Origin of the sequence: Symmachiella dynata, from assembly GCF_007747995.1 — a bacterium.
Taxonomy (GTDB): domain Bacteria; phylum Planctomycetota; class Planctomycetia; order Planctomycetales; family Planctomycetaceae; genus Symmachiella; species Symmachiella dynata.
Genome location: NZ_CP036276.1, coordinates 5,946,589 through 5,965,994, shown reverse-complemented (window position 1 = coordinate 5,965,994; position 19,406 = coordinate 5,946,589). Strand labels below are relative to the sequence as shown.

The 19,406-nt window shown below is 54.4% G+C and carries 17 protein-coding genes; 8 read left to right on the top strand and 9 right to left on the bottom strand.

Annotated elements, in window-relative coordinates:
• Window positions 1–24 precede the first annotated feature (24 nt).
• The 3 genes from Mal52_RS22650 to Mal52_RS22640 form a co-directional block, all read right to left on the bottom strand.
• On the bottom strand, window positions 25–921 hold the full coding sequence (locus Mal52_RS22650) for a 2OG-Fe(II)-dependent halogenase WelO5 family protein (RefSeq protein WP_145378798.1): 897 nt from the start codon (window positions 919–921) through the stop codon (window positions 25–27).
• A 21-nt stretch (window positions 922–942) separates the two neighbouring features.
• Window positions 943–1,518 (bottom strand): class I SAM-dependent methyltransferase, encoded by a 576-nt coding sequence (locus Mal52_RS22645; protein ID WP_145378797.1) that lies wholly within the window; start codon window positions 1,516–1,518, stop codon window positions 943–945.
• Window positions 1,519–1,626: 108 nt separating this feature from the next.
• The gene (locus tag Mal52_RS22640) at window positions 1,627–2,424 is read right to left on the bottom strand and encodes a DUF4261 domain-containing protein (protein ID WP_145378796.1); all 798 of its coding nucleotides are present in this window, start codon (window positions 2,422–2,424) and stop codon (window positions 1,627–1,629) included.
• A 361-nt stretch (window positions 2,425–2,785) separates the two neighbouring features.
• Between Mal52_RS22640 and Mal52_RS22635 the strand changes: the two genes are divergently transcribed.
• Window positions 2,786–3,277 carry a hypothetical protein gene (locus tag Mal52_RS22635; RefSeq protein ID WP_145378795.1) on the top strand — a complete coding sequence of 164 codons (492 nt, stop codon included), beginning with the start codon at window positions 2,786–2,788 and terminating at the stop codon, window positions 3,275–3,277.
• 72 nt (window positions 3,278–3,349) lie between these two features.
• On the opposite strand, the gene gatB is transcribed toward Mal52_RS22635, so the two are convergent.
• The 4 genes from gatB to Mal52_RS22615 all read right to left on the bottom strand — a co-directional run bounded on the left by gatB (window position 3,350) and on the right by Mal52_RS22615 (window position 9,043).
• Entirely contained in the window at window positions 3,350–4,837 is a 1,488-nt protein-coding gene (gatB, locus tag Mal52_RS22630; protein WP_145378794.1) for an Asp-tRNA(Asn)/Glu-tRNA(Gln) amidotransferase subunit GatB, read from the bottom strand.
• Between the two features lie 362 nt (window positions 4,838–5,199).
• Complete coding sequence (locus tag Mal52_RS22625) at window positions 5,200–7,074, bottom strand: ABC transporter ATP-binding protein (RefSeq protein ID WP_145378793.1); 1,875 nt, start codon at window positions 7,072–7,074, stop codon at window positions 5,200–5,202.
• 172 nt (window positions 7,075–7,246) lie between these two features.
• Window positions 7,247–7,873 carry a hypothetical protein gene (locus Mal52_RS22620; protein ID WP_145378792.1) on the bottom strand — a complete coding sequence of 209 codons (627 nt, stop codon included), beginning with the start codon at window positions 7,871–7,873 and terminating at the stop codon, window positions 7,247–7,249.
• Window positions 7,874–7,954: 81 nt separating this feature from the next.
• Window positions 7,955–9,043: a heparan-alpha-glucosaminide N-acetyltransferase domain-containing protein gene (locus Mal52_RS22615; protein WP_145378791.1), complete on the bottom strand. Its 1,089-nt coding sequence runs from the start codon at window positions 9,041–9,043 to the stop codon at window positions 7,955–7,957.
• Between the two features lie 633 nt (window positions 9,044–9,676).
• Here Mal52_RS22615 and Mal52_RS22610 point away from each other — a divergent pair.
• Window positions 9,677–11,785: a tetratricopeptide repeat protein gene (locus tag Mal52_RS22610; RefSeq protein ID WP_145378790.1), complete on the top strand. Its 2,109-nt coding sequence runs from the start codon at window positions 9,677–9,679 to the stop codon at window positions 11,783–11,785.
• A gap of 209 nt (window positions 11,786–11,994) precedes the next feature.
• Here the strand turns inward: Mal52_RS22610 and Mal52_RS22605 are convergent, their stop codons facing one another.
• Window positions 11,995–12,636 (bottom strand): TetR/AcrR family transcriptional regulator, encoded by a 642-nt coding sequence (locus tag Mal52_RS22605; protein ID WP_197533418.1) that lies wholly within the window; start codon window positions 12,634–12,636, stop codon window positions 11,995–11,997.
• 897 nt (window positions 12,637–13,533) lie between these two features.
• Between Mal52_RS22605 and Mal52_RS22600 the strand changes: the two genes are divergently transcribed.
• From Mal52_RS22600 to Mal52_RS22585, 4 genes are all read left to right on the top strand, one after another.
• On the top strand, window positions 13,534–14,232 hold the full coding sequence (locus Mal52_RS22600) for an OmpH/Skp family outer membrane protein (protein ID WP_197534404.1): 699 nt from the start codon (window positions 13,534–13,536) through the stop codon (window positions 14,230–14,232).
• A gap of 283 nt (window positions 14,233–14,515) precedes the next feature.
• Complete coding sequence (locus Mal52_RS22595; RefSeq protein ID WP_231962420.1) at window positions 14,516–15,439, top strand: UDP-3-O-acyl-N-acetylglucosamine deacetylase; 924 nt, start codon at window positions 14,516–14,518, stop codon at window positions 15,437–15,439.
• A 65-nt stretch (window positions 15,440–15,504) separates the two neighbouring features.
• Window positions 15,505–16,320, top strand: a complete 816-nt coding sequence (gene lpxA, locus Mal52_RS22590) for an acyl-ACP--UDP-N-acetylglucosamine O-acyltransferase (RefSeq protein WP_145378787.1) — start codon at window positions 15,505–15,507, stop codon at window positions 16,318–16,320.
• Complete coding sequence (locus tag Mal52_RS22585) at window positions 16,317–17,390, top strand: Gfo/Idh/MocA family protein (RefSeq protein ID WP_145378786.1); 1,074 nt, start codon at window positions 16,317–16,319, stop codon at window positions 17,388–17,390. The genes lpxA and Mal52_RS22585 overlap by 4 nt, the downstream gene beginning before the upstream one ends.
• 178 nt (window positions 17,391–17,568) lie before the next feature.
• Here the strand turns inward: Mal52_RS22585 and bcp are convergent, their stop codons facing one another.
• Window positions 17,569–18,054 (bottom strand): thioredoxin-dependent thiol peroxidase, encoded by a 486-nt coding sequence (gene bcp / locus Mal52_RS22580; RefSeq protein ID WP_145378785.1) that lies wholly within the window; start codon window positions 18,052–18,054, stop codon window positions 17,569–17,571.
• A 281-nt stretch (window positions 18,055–18,335) separates the two neighbouring features.
• Between bcp and Mal52_RS22575 the strand changes: the two genes are divergently transcribed.
• Window positions 18,336–18,731 carry a TraR/DksA family transcriptional regulator gene (locus tag Mal52_RS22575; RefSeq protein ID WP_145378784.1) on the top strand — a complete coding sequence of 132 codons (396 nt, stop codon included), beginning with the start codon at window positions 18,336–18,338 and terminating at the stop codon, window positions 18,729–18,731.
• On the top strand, window positions 18,732–19,337 hold the full coding sequence (locus Mal52_RS22570) for a signal peptidase II (RefSeq protein WP_145378783.1): 606 nt from the start codon (window positions 18,732–18,734) through the stop codon (window positions 19,335–19,337). It abuts the gene before it with no gap.
• Window positions 19,338–19,406: the final 69 nt, after the last annotated feature.

Below are 19,406 nucleotides of genomic sequence, written 5' to 3'. Positions count from 1 at the left end.
CTTGCTAGAGTGTACGCGTTCTGGCTAACTCCACACCATCACTTCGTCTTCATCGTCACTGTAGCCAATGAATGTCGCCAGCACGATTCGCGGGAGGTCACCGGGGACACCGGGGACTTCGTGGATCAGGCCGGTGTTGAAAAAATACAAATCTCCCGGCTGCAATTCAATTTGCACGCGGTCGATGTTTTGCTGTTCCGCATAATCGTGAAACCGTCCCGATGCCAACCAGGGATCGACTTGCTCATTCCAAAATTGACGGTGAATAATTCCTTGCGCCGTCACGCCGTTGAGCGTGGTGTTTTGCACGCAGAGCACGCCGGCCAATTGCGATTGGTATTTGTAGACGGCATAGTTGGTCCGTTTTTCGCGATTGTGGACGCTGTCGAAATGGGGTCCGTAGGCGTATCCGCCGTAATGCACGCGAAAGATTGCCGGGCCGTATTGCCGCCCGTCCGGTTCGTGAGCCGTCACGACCGACTTGCCGGGCGAAATGTCTTGCAACCGATCATAGATCACTTGAATCGGATTGGGCCGGTCGGCGAATAATCGCCCGAAGAGGCGGTGCGTCTCGGCTGACTCACTCAGAAAGCGTTCTTGATCCTCACCGATATTGCCTAGGCTGGTCCCAATATCAATTCGCCGACGCGGGCTGCCGTCGGGATTGAGATTCAAACCGGTCCACTTGTCAGTCACTCCCGCGGAGACTGCTTTCTCAGCGACCAGGGCTGTGGTGCTGTCGTAGATCAAATCTTCGTCGATGAGATATTGCACCAGCGCTGCACATTGTTCGGCAGGAAACGCTTGCCGGAATACGACGGCAGGGCAATTCCCCTGGGCGACATTACGAATTGGATTTGCATCCGTGGCGGGGCGCGCTTCTGGATCGAAATCTAGCGGTTTCCAATCGACGTCGGGCATGATCTCTTTGCGCCTCGATACTTAGGGAGCGGGTTTTTGTGATCGCAATCGAGCGACGTAGTGGTCGCCGACTTGGATTTCAGAATACTCGATGACTTCCAATTTAGGAAACAAGGTCGGCAGTTCATCGCTTTGCAGAATAAAGGCTGGGTTGCGAACATGGCCGCCGACCGTGTTATTGGGACCTTCGACGAACGTCTCATACAACAGCGTTCCGCCCGGTTTGAGCGCCACTTGAATCTGTTGCGGCAGCTGCTCACGATCGAGATAGCGAAAAACCGTCACCAGATCGAACGTTGCCGCCGGAGGTTCCCATGTCTCCAAATCGGCCGCCTGCCAATCGACCTGCACACCAGCTGCAGCAGCGCTGCGAGCGGCGATTTGTAATCCCACCGGCGAGATGTCGATGGCGGTGACCGTCCATCCCCACTGCGCCAGCAGAATGGCGTTTGCCCCCAGCCCGCAGGCCAAATCCAATGCCCGGCCCGGTTGGATGTTTTGCACCTGTTGGGTGAGCCAATCATTTTCCCCAGCCGCACCGACTTCGTCGACGTCAGCGTATTTGGCATCCCATTTTTTGCGATCGTGTTCGGACATGACTTTGAAGCAAGACCGCTCTTATTCAAAATGTATTGTCATCGATCACTCGATTGCGATCTGATAACCGCAGGTCCCAAACTAACTGCTCCGGGAAACCGCAGCGTGTTAATTCCGACCGCGCCACCAGGATTTCTTTTGCTTCGTGGGCTCGTACACCAGTCGCATCACTTGTTCCTCTTGGCCGAAGGTGGAGTCGCTGTAGACAACCTGAATCCGTTCGTCCTCATCTTCGCCCATCGTGTCGCCATCTTTGATGACCGGGCCGTTTTCGAGCAGGTAGCCAGCTAAGCCGAAGAAGCGTTCTTTCAATCCACCGGGGGTTTCGGATGCGTCCAGTGCTTCTAATTCCATGTGCCCCAACGACCGCATTCCATTCGTGAAGCCCCGCACCTCGCCGTTTTTGCTACTTCCCGTACGGAAATCGATCCAGAGAAAGAGCGGCGGACTTTCCGGCATGACTTTGATGGCGAAATCGCAAAACATATCCGGCGCCATCACCAATGTGGAACCACACCAATAGACTCCCGCAGTGGCTGTAGTCGTCGCCACCAATGATGCCGTCGCCTGCGTTAAAAGCGTTTGCCGCTCAATGGGGGGGCGGTCCGACGCGACGGTTACGATTACGTGGCTGGAATGGCCGCGCATTTTTTCCGAAGCTTCGGGCCACAACCAACTCGATTTGCAAGGCCCCTCCAGATCGGACCACGGAATGGGCGCAGGCATGAGCCCATAAATGATCGATGTTTCACCAAACTGAAAACTAAACAGGCTATCGGTCTTCTCGCTGGCAGTCGCTGCCGGCAGCTTCGGCCAAGTCGCCTGCAAATGTTTATAGACCGCCGATCGCGATATTTTGGCACCTTTATCAAATGCAACCATCGCAATCGAGATCGACATCGACATTTGCAGTTCCCGTATGCTCGTAGGTGAAATCGTTGTAGAAACCACAAATCTACACGCGAATCGATGCGCGTTCAAGCAATTTTAGCGGGATGACGTGTGCGACGAACACAAAAGATAGACCAGACATCGCACGCGGGGCTTATGGCCTCCGTGTCCTCTTGACCGGGGGGATTTCGGACATTTCTGTTTCGCTACCGGGGGCATCTAACCTAGTCACGGGTTAGCTTTGCACTTGACCGGTGCAACGGTTTTCTGAAATCTTATGCATGTGTGGTGTTCGTTAATTGCGGTTGGTCAACCTTGGCGGGCCTAACACTCTGTAGGGGAAACATTTCCGTTCCAGAATATAAAAGGGGAGATTATGACGACTTCACTGCCGCTTGCGCTACTGATTGTTTCAACGGCTCTTGCCGGGCCTCCTGCTCAGGATTCGGTCACAGCAGTGCTCGGCCCCAAGGCCTACCTCGATGGGGACGTCATTGAGATCATGGACATCACCGCAACTTCCCCTCGGTTGGAGCAGGGTGATTCCGTCACGGTCCGGGGACGTATCCGTTTAGATAGTCGTGAAGAGGCACAATTGTCTCTCCTTCTAACGCAGACCGAAGGCGATGGTATTGAGGAAACCGACTCGATACAGACAGTTCTCGTGCGGAAAGGGCAAAAAGAATTCACCCTGAAGATTACGATCAAACACCGTGGAGTCCTGCATCTGACGATGTATGATACTGCCACCCGTAAACCGTTCGGAGGCACGTACTTCGGAACCGCTAAGCAAATGAAGGCGATTTCCGATTGGGATGTCAGCTACTACCTACAGACAGACAAAGATGCCGAAGGAGTTCGGCCATAACCCGACGGCCCAAAGTTGAACAAACCGACCGGCAAACCACTATTCTCAAGCCTGTCGCCTCAAGCCTCACCGTTACTCCTGTACCGCATCGAGAATCATCTGCCGTACTATCGCTGGGTCGGCGCCTTTGATTTCGCGCATCACTTGACCGATCAACGGCCCAGCGGCGGCTTGTTTTCCACCGCGAAGGTCTTCGGCCGCTTTGGCGTTTTTGGCAATCACGGCGGCAATCACGCCTTCCAATTGGCCGGTGTCGGAAACGACCGCCAGTCCTTTGTCGACGATGATTTGATGAATCTGCTCGGCAGTGATGATTTCGTCGCTGTCGATATTGAGCAACTCCGCAAACAGGTCGCGGCCGCTCTTGGTCGTGATTTCTTTCTTCACGATCCGGTTCAACACGTCGCCCAGTACTGAGGAATGTAGCGGAAAGTCCTGGATACCGATGTTGCGTTCGTTCAGCTCACGCTGCACGTCTTGAGTCATCCAGTTGGCCGCTTGCTTGCCGTCGCCGCAATGCCCGGCAACGTCTTCATAGTAATCGGCGAATGCGCGGCCCTGGTCGACGATCACCGCCGCATCATATTGCGACAAGCTATACGCTTCGCGAATTCGCGTCCGACGGTCGGCGGGAAATTCACAGGTGTCGTTGCGAATCTGTTCTAAGAATTCTTCGCTGACGATCACCGGCACCAAGTCGGGGTCGGGGAGATAGCGGTAATCCGACGCCTCTTCCTTGCCCCGTTGCGAGAAGGTCATGCCTCGCTCCGCATCCCAACCACGGGTCTCCTTGGCGACCTCCCCCATGGTTTTGCCGCTCGATTCCCATTCTTTGACTTGCCGCTTGATCTCATAGTCGATCGCCATTTCCACGCCGCGAAAACTGTTGAGGTTTTTTACTTCAACAATCGGCGTGGGGATATTCTTCCCGTCTTGGTGCACATGCAGGTTGACGTTGGCGTCGCACCGCAGACTCCCCTCCTGCATGTTGCAGTCGGAGACTTCCAGGTACCCCAACAGTAGTTTGAGTTCTTGCAAAAACGCCTTGGCTTCGGCGGCTGAGCGTAGATCCGGTTCGGAAACAATTTCCAATAGGGGCGTGCCGGTACGATTCAGGTCGACGAGGCTATCCGCACCGCCGCCCGATTCGTCATGCATGTTCTTGCCGGCATCTTCTTCGAGATGCGCGCGGATCAGACGAATCTTGCGCGGTTCGTCCTGCTCGGGATCGACAGCGATCTCGACCCAACCATCCTGGCTGAACGGCAAGTCGTATTGGCTGATCTGATAGTTCTTGGGCAGATCGGGATAGTAATATTGTTTGCGGTCCCATTTGGTGAACTTTGGGATGTCGCAATTGAGCGCCATGCCGGTTTTTACAGCCAGCCGAAACGCCTCCTGGTTCATCACCGGCAACGCCCCGGGCAGTCCGAGACAGACCGGGCAGGTTTGCGTGTTGGGATGGTCAGGGTTGAATTTATTCGCGCAGCCACAAAAGATCTTGCTCTCGGTGAGCAATTGCACGTGCACTTCCAGGCCGATAATAACAGTGTAATCCATGGTCTTTTTGTACAATGTCCACAATCATAAGGATGTTCAGTCAATGATTGTACATTGTCCAATTGTTCGCCGCGACTGTCTCATGAGTCTTCACTGGTAAATGTGAGGACGGATCAGAAGATTGATGACACAGAGTTCTCACTGCATCGCCTTGCGATAAGCGGACGCCGTGCGCGACCGCAAGCGGTCGGTTTGGGATTTTCGAGAGTCACGTTGAAAATCTGTGTTTTATCTGTGTTCAATCTGTGGCTAAGAAAAACGGACACGCTGAGTTGCGGTTCCGACCTCTGTGCCCTCCGTGCCTCCGTGCCTCCGTGCCTCCGTGCCTCCGTGCCTCCGTGCCTCCGTGCCTCCGTGGTGAATCACCCCGCTTGGCGTTTTTTCAGCGCCGCAATGCGATCGCTCTGACGGCGTTCGATATTCTTGATCGTGTCCTTGGGGATCGCCTCGATCAAGCGTTGGGTGTATTCCTCGACCGGGTTGGCGTAGATGCTTTCCGAGGGTCCGAACTCGACGATTTTTCCCATATTCATGACGGCCATCATATCCGACATGAATTTGACGACGCTCAAATCGTGGCTGATGAAGACGTACGTCAGGCCATGTTCTTCCTGCAGGTCCTTGAGCAAGTTCAGCACTTGGGCTTGGACCGAGACATCTAAGGCAGAGACCGATTCGTCGCAGATGATGAACTCCGGCTCGACCGCTAAGGCACGGGCGATGCAAATCCGTTGGCGTTGGCCGCCGGAAAATTCGTGCGGATACCGTCCCAGGAAATCCCCTTTTAGGCCGACTTCTTCCAACAGCGAGGCCGCTCGCTCGCGGCGATCTTTGCGGGACCCGCCGAGTTTGTGCACCATCATTGGTTCGGTGAGGGCCGCATCGATGGTCATGCGGGGATTCAGCGAGCCATACGGATCTTGGAAAATAATCTGAATCCGCCGTCGCATGGCACGGAGTTCCGAACCGCTGGCCGTGGTGGCATCGATTCCCTCGAAGGTCACTTTCCCCGACGTGGGTTGCACCAACCGCAGGATTGCCCGGCCGGTTGTGGTTTTCCCGCAACCCGATTCCCCCACTAAGCCCAGAGTTTGCCCTTTGTAGACGTTGAAGCTAATCCCGTCGACGGCGCGGACGTGATCGACCGTCCGGGACAGGACTCCTTTTTTGATCGGGAAATAGACTTTTAAGTCCTCAACGGCGAGGACCGGCGACTGACCGTCCGGGACAGTTGTTGTATCGGCTTCGTGTTGCCCTTCCTCCCATGGATGCCCCATCGATTTGAGTTCCGCCTTGGGATGCAACAAGCGTCCGCGGCCCTTGGAGACCAAGGCTTTCATTCGCTCTTCGTCAACGACCCGCTCGATGACTTCGGTCTGGTCGCCGACCTGTTTGGTCTCCATAAAGTCGACCACCGTCGGCAGCCGCCGGAAGGTCGATTCCAATTGCGGCCGGCAAGCGAGCAAGCCTTTGGTGTAGGGGTGCTGGGCATTGGTGAAGATTTCGAGGATGGTGTTGTATTCGACCAATTTGCCGTTGAACATCACAGCGACATCGTCGGCGATTTCGGCGATCACCCCCAGGTCGTGCGTGATGAACAAAATGGACATGCCCCGTTCGTCGCGCAATTCGCGAATCAAATCCAGAATCTGCGCCTGAATCGTTACGTCCAGGGCCGTTGTCGGTTCGTCGGCGATGAGCAATTTCGGGTTGCAACTGAGCGCCATAGCGATCATCACCCGCTGTTTTTGTCCGCCCGACATTTCGTGCGGATAACTATCGACCCGCCGCGACGCATCGCGAATACCGACCTCTTCGAACAACTCAATTGTTCGTTTGCGGGCTTCGGACTTGGAGACTTTTTGGTGCAGGATGATCGCTTCCATCACCTGTTTGCCCACCTTGAACACGGGGTTCAGCGAGGTGGTCGGCTCCTGAAAGATCATGCTGATATCTTTACCCCGAATCGATCGCATCTCCGCATCAGGCAGCCGGACCAGGTCGCGGCCGAGAAACGAAATCGACCCCGCTTCGATATTGGCCGAAACCTCGGGCAACAGCCGCATGATGGTCAGTGAGGTGACCGATTTGCCGGACCCTGATTCCCCCACCAGTCCCAGCGTGTGCCCTTCCTTGATCTTGATCGAAAGGTCATCGACTGCTTTGACGATTCCGCCATCGGTGTGGAAATAGGTCTTGAGGCCTTGAATATCAACAAGCGTAGGAGCATCAGCCATCCGGGAGGATCTCACTTTGCTGGAAAAATCGATGCGTTGCTGCGAAAAACGACTGCGCAGCCACGCGTGCAAGAATCGTGCATGCGGGAAAAGGTGTCAAGGGCGGGTTGGGGTTTGGCTCGCGGGCCAGCGCTCCTAGGCAATTGTCCCCAGAAACCTGCGTTGAAATTGATTAGGCGGGCCGATAGCTTCTTAATGGGGAGCCATTTCGAAATCTGCCGTTGTTTTTGTCCAGGTATTCTTGCGCTTGTGACAGGCAGCGTTCCCATTCCTCTTCGCTGATGGCACTTTTGCGACGATTGATCTGTGCTTTATTTTCGGACAGGAAATCGACGATGACCGGAAAGAAATTGGCGTACCGGCGATAACTTCTTTCCCCATTCCAAAGATCAGCCACCAGAGGTCCACCTGGCCGGTACGTATTCACAGTCAAGAGCCGGTCCCCCGTCTTGAACGGGCCGAACTCGGCCACAATGCTTTCAGGAAATGCGAGCACGGCCGTGCAGTCAAATTCGTCGGTATAGGCCGCAACAAGTAAAGGATCGGGAGTGACCACGACAGCGGCACGGGAATCGCCAAAACTCAAATGTTCATCTAGCATCTCTTCAAACTTCTCAGCGAATCCCAAAAGCTTCTGGATATGGTCCCAGAATGATTTTCTCGGAAAATGCTCGTGAAGCAACTGCCGAGAAAGGTAGACGCCGATCGGGTCTGATGCAGCGGTCCGGTCATCGTGATATTTCGACATGGTTGTTGCCTTTCTGACGGGCTTGCAATCCTGAGCTTGTTGATCTCCCACGTTTGTCGACGTATTTTTATGACGATCGAATTGCGAGTCACTAAATTGGGAGAACTTGCGAGCGACTGAAACACGATCCACTCAAACTTTGATGTAGATCTTCTTACGGTGCAACACATAGGCCAGCGCCGCTAGCAGTCCGTAGTAGGCCAGAATTCCGCAGATCCCCAGTGGGACGTCGAGTGAAGGGTTGGATTCGACTAATGGTTTTTGGATCCACTCGAAACTCTTCGTGATGATTTCCTTAGGCGCCTCGGTTTCGGAAATCACGCATTGCACGATATAGATGAACAGGGCGTTCATGCTGACGGAGGTGAATGTGGGGATGCGAATTCCCCCCACGTCGCAGAGGAAATAGAAGGCCAGCAACGTCAAAAAGCATAGGCCCGTGGACCAGAGCGGAAACGGCAAGGTCATGTGATAAGCCGTGATGGGCCACAATGGTTTGACGTCTCCCCACGGCATGCTGAGCGCCCAGCCCGCCGCACACAAACCGATACCCAGCGACAGGCAATAGGTGACGATCCGCTGGCGATCATTGCTTTTCATGATGTCGTAAGCAATCGTCCCCAGCAATAAGATAAAGCACCAGCTCAATGGCCCAAAGGGGCCCCCGTTAATCCGCACATCGAAGAGGGTCGACTGATACGGAATCCATTTGAACAGATAGGGCAGATTTTCGTCCGTCAGGTCTCCCGTCCTCATGATCCACGGACCGTAAACCGTAAAACTGACGAGGGCCTGGTAGAGCAATGCCATACTGCAAGCGGCAATAGCTCTCACTTTGGGGGACTTATCGATGAACATGACCGCCAAGAGCCCGGCTAGACCGATGTCCATGAGCGCATCCCACAGCCAGCCCATATAGATCACAAAGGCGATGAGCACCAACGTGGTGAACCGCTTCACCATGGCGATCCGCGTGGCAGTTATGCCGGTCACCTCACTCCGACGCAGCCAGGACAAACGCATGCTGATTCCTACGACAAACATGAAAATCGGAGCAATCGTATCGGCATAGGTGAAATGATCTTTGAAGTGACTCAACTGCTCGATTTTGACCCCAAACATCCCCTTGGAATTGACCAGAATCATCCCAAAAATCGCATACCCTCGCAGTTGGTCAATCGAGAGCAAACGATTCGGGGCATTGAGCGTAGTAGGGGACATAACCGGTTCCGAAAGAGGCGTGAGTGGTGAGGGGCACAGGAAATCGCCGGGAATTGAAAAAAGCGTAGCATTGGCCGCCGTGATTTGTCAAAACAGGAGGCAGGCTGCGTTGAACTCCACGCTTTGAATGTTCCGTTCCGAATAAACGAATCTCGCAACAATTGGAAAAAAGAAATGGATTCGATTTCTCGGCAGAAGAAACACCCAGCGCGGCGGAGCCGGAACGAATACAACGTTGTTAATTAGCCACAGATGCAACACAGATTTGAAGGCGTCGGAAGGTCAGTCCCCAAACCGACGGCTTGCCGTCGCACACGGCCCCCCACGCCAAGAGACGCACCACAGTGGATTCCGATGCGAAACACCAGAGTTTTGGATTTGGTAAGGATTTTCACAAACAACGTAACATCGCAATGACAGTCGTACGCTGGATCAGGTGATTGAAAGACTAAGCCTTGCCAACACGGTGTTGGGCTTGGCGAAGTATGCGACCGCCGCCGGTCGTTTGGCCCGTCTGCCACCCCCTTGACAGGGTCTCTACCGTACTCGAAAATAACTGAAGCCACATCAGGAAAAACCAGAGATTCTAATTGCTCTGAGTTGTTTCACGGCAGCACTTCTAAGGGAAAATCGATGGCAGAACCTCCAAGCGAACCAGCTTCGTCAAACGCTGAGAAGCCCCAAAAATCGAAGAAACGTCGCCGGATTTCCCCGCTGAAGAAGGTTCTCTTTTCGATCGTGGCCACCGTGGTCTTTTTCGGAGCCATGGAACTGATGCTTGCCGCCTTTGGGGTGAATCCGATCACTTACAACGAAGATCCGTTCGTCGGATTCACGTCCCGGTCGCCATTGTTTGAAGAAGTCCGGACACCCGACGGGACGACGGTCTACGCCACTGCCTCCAAAAAACTGCAATGGTTCAATCCGCAAGCGTTCCCCGCGGAGAAGGTAAAAGGCGATTATCGTATTTTCTGTGTCGGGGGATCCACAACCTACGGCCGCCCGTATAACGACGTGACTTCATTCGCCGGCTGGTTGCGCACGTACTTAAAAGCTGCTGATCCCAGCCATCCCTGGGAAGTGATCAATGTCGGCGGCATCAGCTATGCCAGTTATCGTGTCGCGTCTCTGATGGAAGAACTGGTTGAATATCAACCGGATCTGTTCATCATTTATTGCGGCCAAAACGAATTTCTAGAACGGCGGACCTACAGCCAGTTGATGGCCACGCCCAGCGCCGTGCGCGAAACGGGAGCCCTCGTGGCGCGATCGCGGATTTATGCCTCGGTTCGCACCATGCTGGGCCGTGGCGGTGGTGCGCAGAGTTCTTCGGCGACCAACAAGCTTCCCGAAGAAGTCGAGGCGATTCTCGACGGTTCCATCGGACCGGATGACTATATCCGGGATGAGGAACAACGCACACAGACCATTGAGCACTTTCGGTTCAACCTCGAAAGAATGATCGAAATCGCTCGGTCCGTCGGCGCGCGCGTGGTGATGGTGAATCCGGCTGCCAACGAACGCAATATGTCCCCCTTCAAAAATCAGCACAGCGAAGGTTTAAAGCCGGGGGAGGTCGCCCGCTGGCAGGAACTTATGAAGCAGGGGGCTACTCAACAACAGTCAGGGGAATTTGAAGAAGCGTTAAAGTCAGTGGATCAAGCCATCGCCATCGATCCGCATTATGCGCAAGCGCATTTCGTACGGGGTGAGATTCTCTATGCACTCAAACAGTATCCCGAAGCCAAACAGGCCTTCCAGCGTGCGATTGACGAAGATGTCTGCCCACTGCGGATATTGCCCGAAATGCAGACGGTTGTTAAAGAGGTCGCTGCTCAGTTCGAGGTTCCGCTCGTCGATTTTCAAGAGCTGGTTGAAACCAAGACCGAAACCGGGATCACAGGCGAGGAATGGTTTTTAGACCACGTCCATCCCACCATCGATGGCTATCGAGAATTGGCGTTGAGCTTGCTCAACGAACTGGAGTCGCAAGGGATCGTCAAGCCGCAAAGTCAGTGGAACGAAGAATCTCGAAAGCAAATCGATGAACAGGTCATGGCGAGTATCGACGATCAAGCCCACGGAACCGCACTCCGCAACCTGGCTAAAGTGTTGTCATGGGCACGCAAGTACGAAGAGGCGGGGCGACTCTCGCAGCTGGCAGCCTCCAAACTCCCGGAGGATGCCGAAACTCTTTGCATGGCTGCGTACGACTTCGAAAGAAATGGCCAGCTCGAACAGGCTAAACAAACCTACGAAAAGGCTCTCCTGTTGCAGCCGGACTATGCTCACGCACACTATAACCTGGGCCACGTTCATCGCCGGTTGAAGGAATGGGATTTAGCTGCCAAGTCATTTCAGCGAGCCATCGAAAGCGACCCGAATTATCCGGGGGCCCACTACAACTTGGGACTGGCCTATCAAGAATTGAATCAGCTCGATCTCGCAGCTGAATGCTTTGAGACGTCGATTTCAGTGAACGAGAAGCATCCTGGTTCCTGGGAGGAACTGGGGAATGTCCGTTTGAATCAAAATAAAATCGAAGAGGCCGTCGAACACCTCGAAAAGGCGATACAACTGGAACCGAATTTGGCCTCGGCGCACAACTCGCTAGGAATCGCCTTTGCCAAAAGTGGTCAAATGCAAAAGGCTGCCGCTAGCTTCGAACGTGCTTTGGCCATCAGTCCCCAATTTGAGGCCGCTAAGCAAAACCTCCAACGCGCGCGCAATTCGCTCAAATGACGACCGGTGCAAAAATTTTGCCTGCACTTCTAGCTTGCCGGGGAAAAAGCGGGGCGCGCGGGTGCCACTGGCTCTGCCAGTGTTTCGCAAGTATCGCATGCTTTTCAAGTTGCACTGGCAAAGCCAGTGGCACCCAAAATAAATAAAGATGCCGTGACGTCCACTCGTCTGAAAATCGACGATTTCACTCGACCGGTTACGCGACTCGCCTACTCGTCTTTCAGCACGCCGCGCAAAATCCAACGGATGGTCTGTTCCGACACGTGATCCAGCGGCATTTTTCCATCCGTGTTGTACCACCGCGCCATGCCGACGATGGTGGAGAGGATATTCAGCGACGTGATGGTGACATCCAGGTCGCGCATCCGGCCTGCAGCTTTCAATTCGCAGAGGGTATTCCGTACAAAATCCAGATAAGCGCGTTTGCGCTGGATAATGTGTTCCCGGTGTGCGGGAGTCAGTGCCGTCATTTCATCGATCAAAATCGTGACATGCGTGCCATAATTCTCGAACAAATGAATATGCTTGTAGAGCGTCATTTCCAGTCGCTCCGTCGGATCGGCGATCTGACGTGCCGGTTCCAAGACTTGCATCTCGATGGCATCCATGGCGAAATCCATGATCGCGTGCAGCAGATCCTGTTTTCCGCGAATGTAGTGGTACAGCCCCGCTTTGGTCAGGTCGACCGCCTTGGCGATGTCGTTCATCGAGGTCGCGTCAAATCCTTTGACCGTAAACACTTCGGCAGCCGCTTCTAGGATCTCTTCAGCACGAGCTCGCGTTTTTTTCAACGACGCGTAGCGGATCCCCTCGGCGCCCTTGTCTTTGGTCGCAATGACCTCATCCATCATCCTACCCCGCTCATTCATTCTCGGACCGTACATCGAAGTGTGTGATCAATAGATTACTTCATCGATTACTTTATCGCGGGGGGTGCGCAGCCCTGGCGTGCGATCAGTTCAAGTTCAGTCTATCGCTATGAACGACCCTTCGACAAGTGCCATCTCAAACCGCGTCGATGCCAGAGTCGGGCAGTGATTCTCCCGGTTGTAGCAATTAGACCCCGGTTGTCGCAATTAGACACGCTGTACGTCCCAACTCAAGTCCCAGATTCCACAGCGGTTTCCTTTTCTCACGGTCATTTCATCTCAAAATGTGGGGGGGGAAATCGATCCGCTTACGATCAGACTATTGCTTCAACGCAATCCGCCAAGCAGAGCAGGGCACTGGAAGCGGGTTTTATCCGAAGCAGTGTGCGTACAACGTCCGTTTCGGCCCAGGCGTTTGAAAAAATGTTTCTCAGCAATGAGCATTTTCCGCATGAGACGGTGTCAGTCTCGTATTGACCTGTTTGGCCGGTTATGCAAAATACCCGCCTCAGTCGACACAATCCAATCGTCTCGAACCGGTTCCATGGCCCGCAGTGCTTTCTCTGCAGACCATCTCGGCCGCATTCGAGGTCACCTCCCTGAAGGTTTTTCAACAGTTTTTTATGCGTGTTGTCAGGTCGTGCGAGGATGCACGGCTTAGCTGCACGATGAAATGCCAGAAGGTCGTGACGAATGGATCTCATGAGGACGGCCTATTTGAGGGCCGCTTTCGCGGGCATTTGATGTGATCGGCAAGCAGTTTTTTAGTAGCTAACAATGTTGATCGTGATTCGATCAAAAGACGGTTGCCGGCAATTCGGCAACACATCACACCGGGCGTCACCTTCCGGTTTGGCACAGCAAAGGAGTGCAAACGCCGTGACAAAGACACGATTGATTTTCGCCGTCACGATGGCTCTGGTCGGAGCCTCGTTGATTTTCTCGCAAGCCTACGCTCAGGGCAATTCCGGCGAATCCGGTAACAAGGTGGGCCTGATTGACATGGAGGAGGTCTTCAAGAACTACAAAAAATTTACCGTTCTTCAAGAAGAGCTCCAAGCCGATATGGAGAAAAGTAAGGCCGAACTGGAAGGTTCGTTCAAACGGCTGCAAGCGGCTGAACGACAACTGAAGGATTCCACCTTCAAAAAGGACAGCGACAATTACACCGCGCTGGAAAGCCGTTTCACCACGGAGAAAGCGGCCTTCGAAGCCAAGGTCCAAAACAAGGACCGACAGTTCAAGCGCCGCCAAGCTGAGATCTACAAGACGATCCACGGCGAAGTTCAAGACATCGTCCAGGTCTTCGCGACACGAAAAGGTTATTCGCTGGTCATGCGTTTCCGTCGGCCCAAGTCGATTGATTCGGATCCGCGGTCGATTGCCGCTGACTTGAATTCCTCGGTGGTTTTTCATCGCGACGCTGATGACATTACCGACATCATCACCAGTGCCTTGAACCGACATTTTGACCAGACTGCTGGAACGGCGCCGAAACGCGATAGCAAAGTCCGGACTGTGTCGGGACAAAAGCCCGCGACGAGTCGCACCCCGACCCGTACTCGGTCGAATCCGTAATTAGCGGCGCCGCAACTCTCAAAGTGCACGTTTGGTTTCGTTCGCCGCATCGAGTTCCGCACAATTCTGTCGGAATCCGATTTGCGACGAACGGCCAAACGTAATCGCTCAGAGACAGCGCCGCCCAAGGCCGCCGCTGGGCCGTTGGACAATTGCGACCAACGGCCCAACGACACGCCCATTCACTTTTACTGGTATTGCTCTTGCGGTCCTGTTGGACATTGAAAGCCAACACCGCGAGACGTCAATACGCATCACATGGCTTCATGGCGGATTGCCGGACATGCCGCACCAGCGGGGAGAGAGTTACGTGGAACATCGGTCGCAACAGACCATCGCACGGGAGGCAGAAGTCGCCGGCGTGGGTTTCCTTTGGGGAGCGGACGTCCGTTTAAAATTCCTCCCAGCTGAGCCGAATTACGGCATCCAATTTGTGCGAACCGATCTGGGGAATTCACCGTCCGTTCCGGCCCTCGTCGAATTCACCGTTCCCCAGGAACGCCGCACCGTCATTGAAAATGGCGGCACGCGCATCGAAATGATCGAACACGTCATGGCCGCGCTGGCCGGACTGCAGGTCGATAATTGCCGGGTTGAAGTCAATGCCCCGGAACCGCCGGGATGCGACGGTTCTAGTATTTTCTTCGCTGATGCGATTGCCCAAGCGGGAATCGTTGCTCAAGATCAACCCCGCAAAGTCGTGCGCATTCAAGGCGACGTTGTGGCTGCCGACGATCGTGGTACCGATGTCCGCGCACAAGCGGTTGCGCACGACGGACTGGAAATCACCTACGAACTCGACTACGGCCCCAACTCGCCAATTGAAGCACACACTGCCAGCTACCGGATTACGCCTGAAACATTTCTGAATGAGCTCGCGTTCTCACGAACGTTTGTGCTGGAAGCTGAGGCCGATGCACTCAAGGCCCAAGGCTATGGAGCGCGGTTGACCGCAGCGGATCTGGTGATCTTCGGTCAAGACGGACCGATTGAAAACAAATTGCGCGCCGTTGACGAATGTGCGCGGCACAAACTGCTCGATTGCATCGGAGACTTAGCGCTCATCGGTTGCGATTTACAAGGACACGTCATTGCCCGCCGCTCCGGGCACCGGCTGAATGCGGAAATTGTTCGACGATTGAAATTGGCCCACTCCACTCACTTCTTTCCCAATCCGGAAACCAACGGGGAGTGCCGCGCTGCCTGATACGACACGGGCGGATCTCGTGCTTTCGACAATCAGACCACGGCATTGCTCAGGTACAACCAAACATGTCCACACAAATATCAGCGATGGCAAGCGTTGACCCTCAGGCGATCATCGGCGCAGATGTGCAGATCGGCCCCTTTTGCGTGATCGGGCCGGGTGTTCAAATCGGGGACCGCACCAAATTGATCAGCCACGTGGCGATTCATGGCCCGACTACGATCGGTACTGATAACTGCTTTCATCCGACGGCCGTCATCGGCGGTGACCCGCAAGACCTGAGTTTTTCCGGCGCCGAAACCCGACTGGAAATCGGCAACGGAAATACCTTCCGCGAAGGGGTCACGGTCAATCGGGGTGCCGAAAAAGAGGAAGGCGTGACCCGCATCGGCAACAACAACATGCTGATGGCCAACAGTCACGTCGCTCACAATTGCCAGATTGCAAACAACGTCATTCTCGTAAACGGAGTGCTGCTCGGCGGGCACGTGCAGGTGCAGGACAATGTCATCATTTCCGGCAATAGCGTCGTACACCACTTTTCAACGCTGGGGACGCTCTCTTTTATCGGGGGGCTCAGTCGAGTGCCGCACGACGTTCCTCCCTACATGATGTGGGTGGGCGGAGACGACAGCCGCGTCCGCACGATTAATATCGTGGGCATGCAACGTCGTGGCATTAGTAACGAAACCATTCGAATCATTAAAAAGATGCAACGCCTGATTTATCGCGATTGCAAAAAAATTGAATTCGTCGCTGAAACCTTGCACGAACAACTTGGCAACGATTGGCCTGCAGAGGTCACAAACTTGATGGACTTTCTAGGACATGGCGGCGGTGGCCGTCAGGGACGCAGGCGGGAGGTGCCCAAAGCGGCATGAAACAGATCAAAATCGCAGTCATCGGTGTCGGGGCGCTTGGACAACATCACGCCCGGATTCTGGCCGGCATGCCCGACGTTGAGCTAGTCGGCGTGGCCGATACCAATCGAGAAGCAGGAATGCGGGTCGCCCACAATTGTGGAACGCAATGGTTTTCCGAATATCGGGACATGCTCGACAACGTCGATGCAGTCAGCGTTGCCGTTCCCACAATGGCCCATTTGGCGGTCGCTGGAGATTGTCTGTCGCGGGGGATTTCGGCCCACGTGGAAAAACCGTTGGCACTCGACGCTACGGAAGGCAGCCTGCTCGTCAAACAAGCGGAGAAAACCGGCGCCATTCTGCAAGTCGGTCATATTGAGCGGTTCAACCCCGCTATGCAATCCGCCCGGCCGCACATCGGCCAACCCAAATACATTCGTGGCGAACGGCTCAGTCCGTTTTCGTTCCGCTCCACCGACATCGGTGTGACGCTTGATTTGATGATCCATGACATCGACCTCGTCCTGGATCTCGCCGCATCCCCCATCGTCTCCGTCGAGGCGTTCGGATTGAATATTCTCGGAAACAACGAAGATGTCGTTCAGGCGCGACTCCGTTTTGAAAACGGATGTGTCGCCGACCTGACCGCCAATCGCGTGAGCATGAACGTCAGCCGCAGCATGCAGGTTTGGTCCAACACCGGATTTGTCGGGATCGATTTTGGCGCGCGGCAGGTGACCACCTGTGCCCCCAGCGATGCTTTGCTGTACGGCACGTCACCCGTCGAACGGGCTCAACAACCGGGAGCGGACATCGAAAAACTAAAAACCGATGTTTTCGAGCACTTTATCCGTGTCGAAAATCCCACCGTTACGCCGCACGACGCGTTGACCGCCGAGCTGAGCAGTTTTGTCGATTGCATCCGCACCCAGCAAAAGCCGTTAGTCGACGGACAAACTGGACTTCTGGCATTAAAAGCCGCTGAGCAGATTCTCGAATCAGTCGCCGCCCATGCCTGGGACGGAAATTCGCAAGGCGCAATCGGCCCGGCACCGTTTTTCGCCGCTCCCCGAAAACTCGCCGGGTGAGCAACTTGATGGGCTTTCAACGACAGCCTTATACGACAACGCTACTTTTAAAGTATTAGGTCACCCCGATTTGGGGTGCCACTGGCTTTGCCAGTGGTTCGTAAGTTGCTCCCAAACTGGGGCTCACACTGGCAAAGCCAGTGGCACCCATCGTCTGAATTCAGACTGGTCAAAAAAATTACTCCAACTCGGCGAGCGCTTCTTGGACCGCACTGACGTGCCCGTTGACCTTCACGCGCCGCCAGATCCGGGCGATCTTTCCCTGTTTGTCGATCAGAAACGTCGATCGCAAGATGCCCATCGATTTTTTGCCGTACATGTTCTTCTCGACCCACACGCCATATTTTTCGGCGATCTCGTGCTTTTCATCTGCTAGGAGCGGAAAGGGAAGCTCGAATTTGTCGGTGAACTTTTCGTGGGATTCGACCGAATCGGTGCTGACGCCGAGAATGACCACGTCCGATGCATCGAAGTCGACTGATGCGTCGCGGAAGTCACATGCCTCTGTCGTGCAGCCGGGAGTGTTGTCTCGGGGATAAAAATAGAGCACGACATGCTTCTCTCCCTTGAATTGGCTGAGCCGAATTTTTTTTCCGCCCGGAGAGGCCGCCGCATGAAATGCCGGTGCTCGATCTCCCACTTTCAAACCGTTTGCTGCCGCCATTTCCCCGTCTCCCATTTTGATGTAAGTAAAGTCTCAGTAATGGGTATCGTAGACACACCTCCGGCCGTGTCAACCGCTGGCGTTGACTGGCATCTGAATCGATTTGAGCGGCGCGGCCCTCACATGTCGCACATTCTGGGACAACAATTTGCGAGTTGACTTCGTTTACTGGAGGCACAAATAAACCAAAGTGAATATGTGGCCCTTGACCGGACAGTTTCGGAAGAGCATAATTAGCCCGCTTCAATAGACTGACCCGGCCCCGAGATTTTGGTGCAAATATGAAAAAACCGGAGATGATGGAGTTTAAGACCTTGTTGACGGCAATGCGCGCCCGTCTGCGGGGAGATGTTCGCCAATTGACCAGCGAAGCGCTCGGATCCGGGCGCGAAGATATGGGAAATGGCTCTAAAAGCCCGACGCATATGGCGGAGCTTGGCAGCGATACCTTTGAACAGGACTTTGCGCTCTCCTTGGTTGAAAATGACCAGGAAACACTCAAAGCCATCGATATCGCGCTGCAGCGGATTGACGAGGGGACATATGGCACTTGCGAAAAATGCCAGGAAGATGGTAAAACCCCCGCCAAATCGATTATCCGCAAAACCCGCCTGCGAGCGATTCCGTTCGCGCGGAATTGCATTGACTGTGAAAGCAAACTCGAGCAGTTCCACTAAATGAATACCGTACCCACAAACAGACACGTCTGGTTTTGGTTGATAGTCGTCTGTGGTACGGCTTGGGATTTGATCTCTAAGTGGTGGGTTTTTAGGGACTTAGGCTACCCGAACGGGCAAAGCCAGCCCTGGCTGCAATATGACGGCAAAGACGTCTTCTACTTGCACACAACCTTCAATCAAGGCGCTCTGTGGGGCATGGGCCAAGGCTTGGGGTGGCTGTTTGCCATCGTGGGACTCGCGGCGATCGTGGGGATTTGCTATTGGCTGTTTGTACGGGGCGCGGCCAGCAGTCTGTGGCTGACGATCACACTCGCATTTGTGATGGTCGGAACGCTGGGAAATCTCTACGACCGGCTGTATTTGCACGGCTGCGTCGATCGCGCGACGGGAGAACCGTTGCATGGCGTGCGGGACTTCTTGCAGATGAATTTGCCTTTGGCAAGTTTCACGCCGCTCAACGATCTGCACTGGGCGACGTATAATTTCGCCGATGTGTTTTTGGTCGCCGGAGCAATCATGCTGTTCTTGCAATCGTTCACGGCACCGGTGACTTCCAACGAAGCGGAAAAGTCATCCTCTAAGCAGACTGCGGTCACCGCCTAATGCTGCATTGCTGGGTTCTAGCGTTCTCAGTTCATGTTTAGGGCGATTCGGCTGGCTTGCCCAACAGGG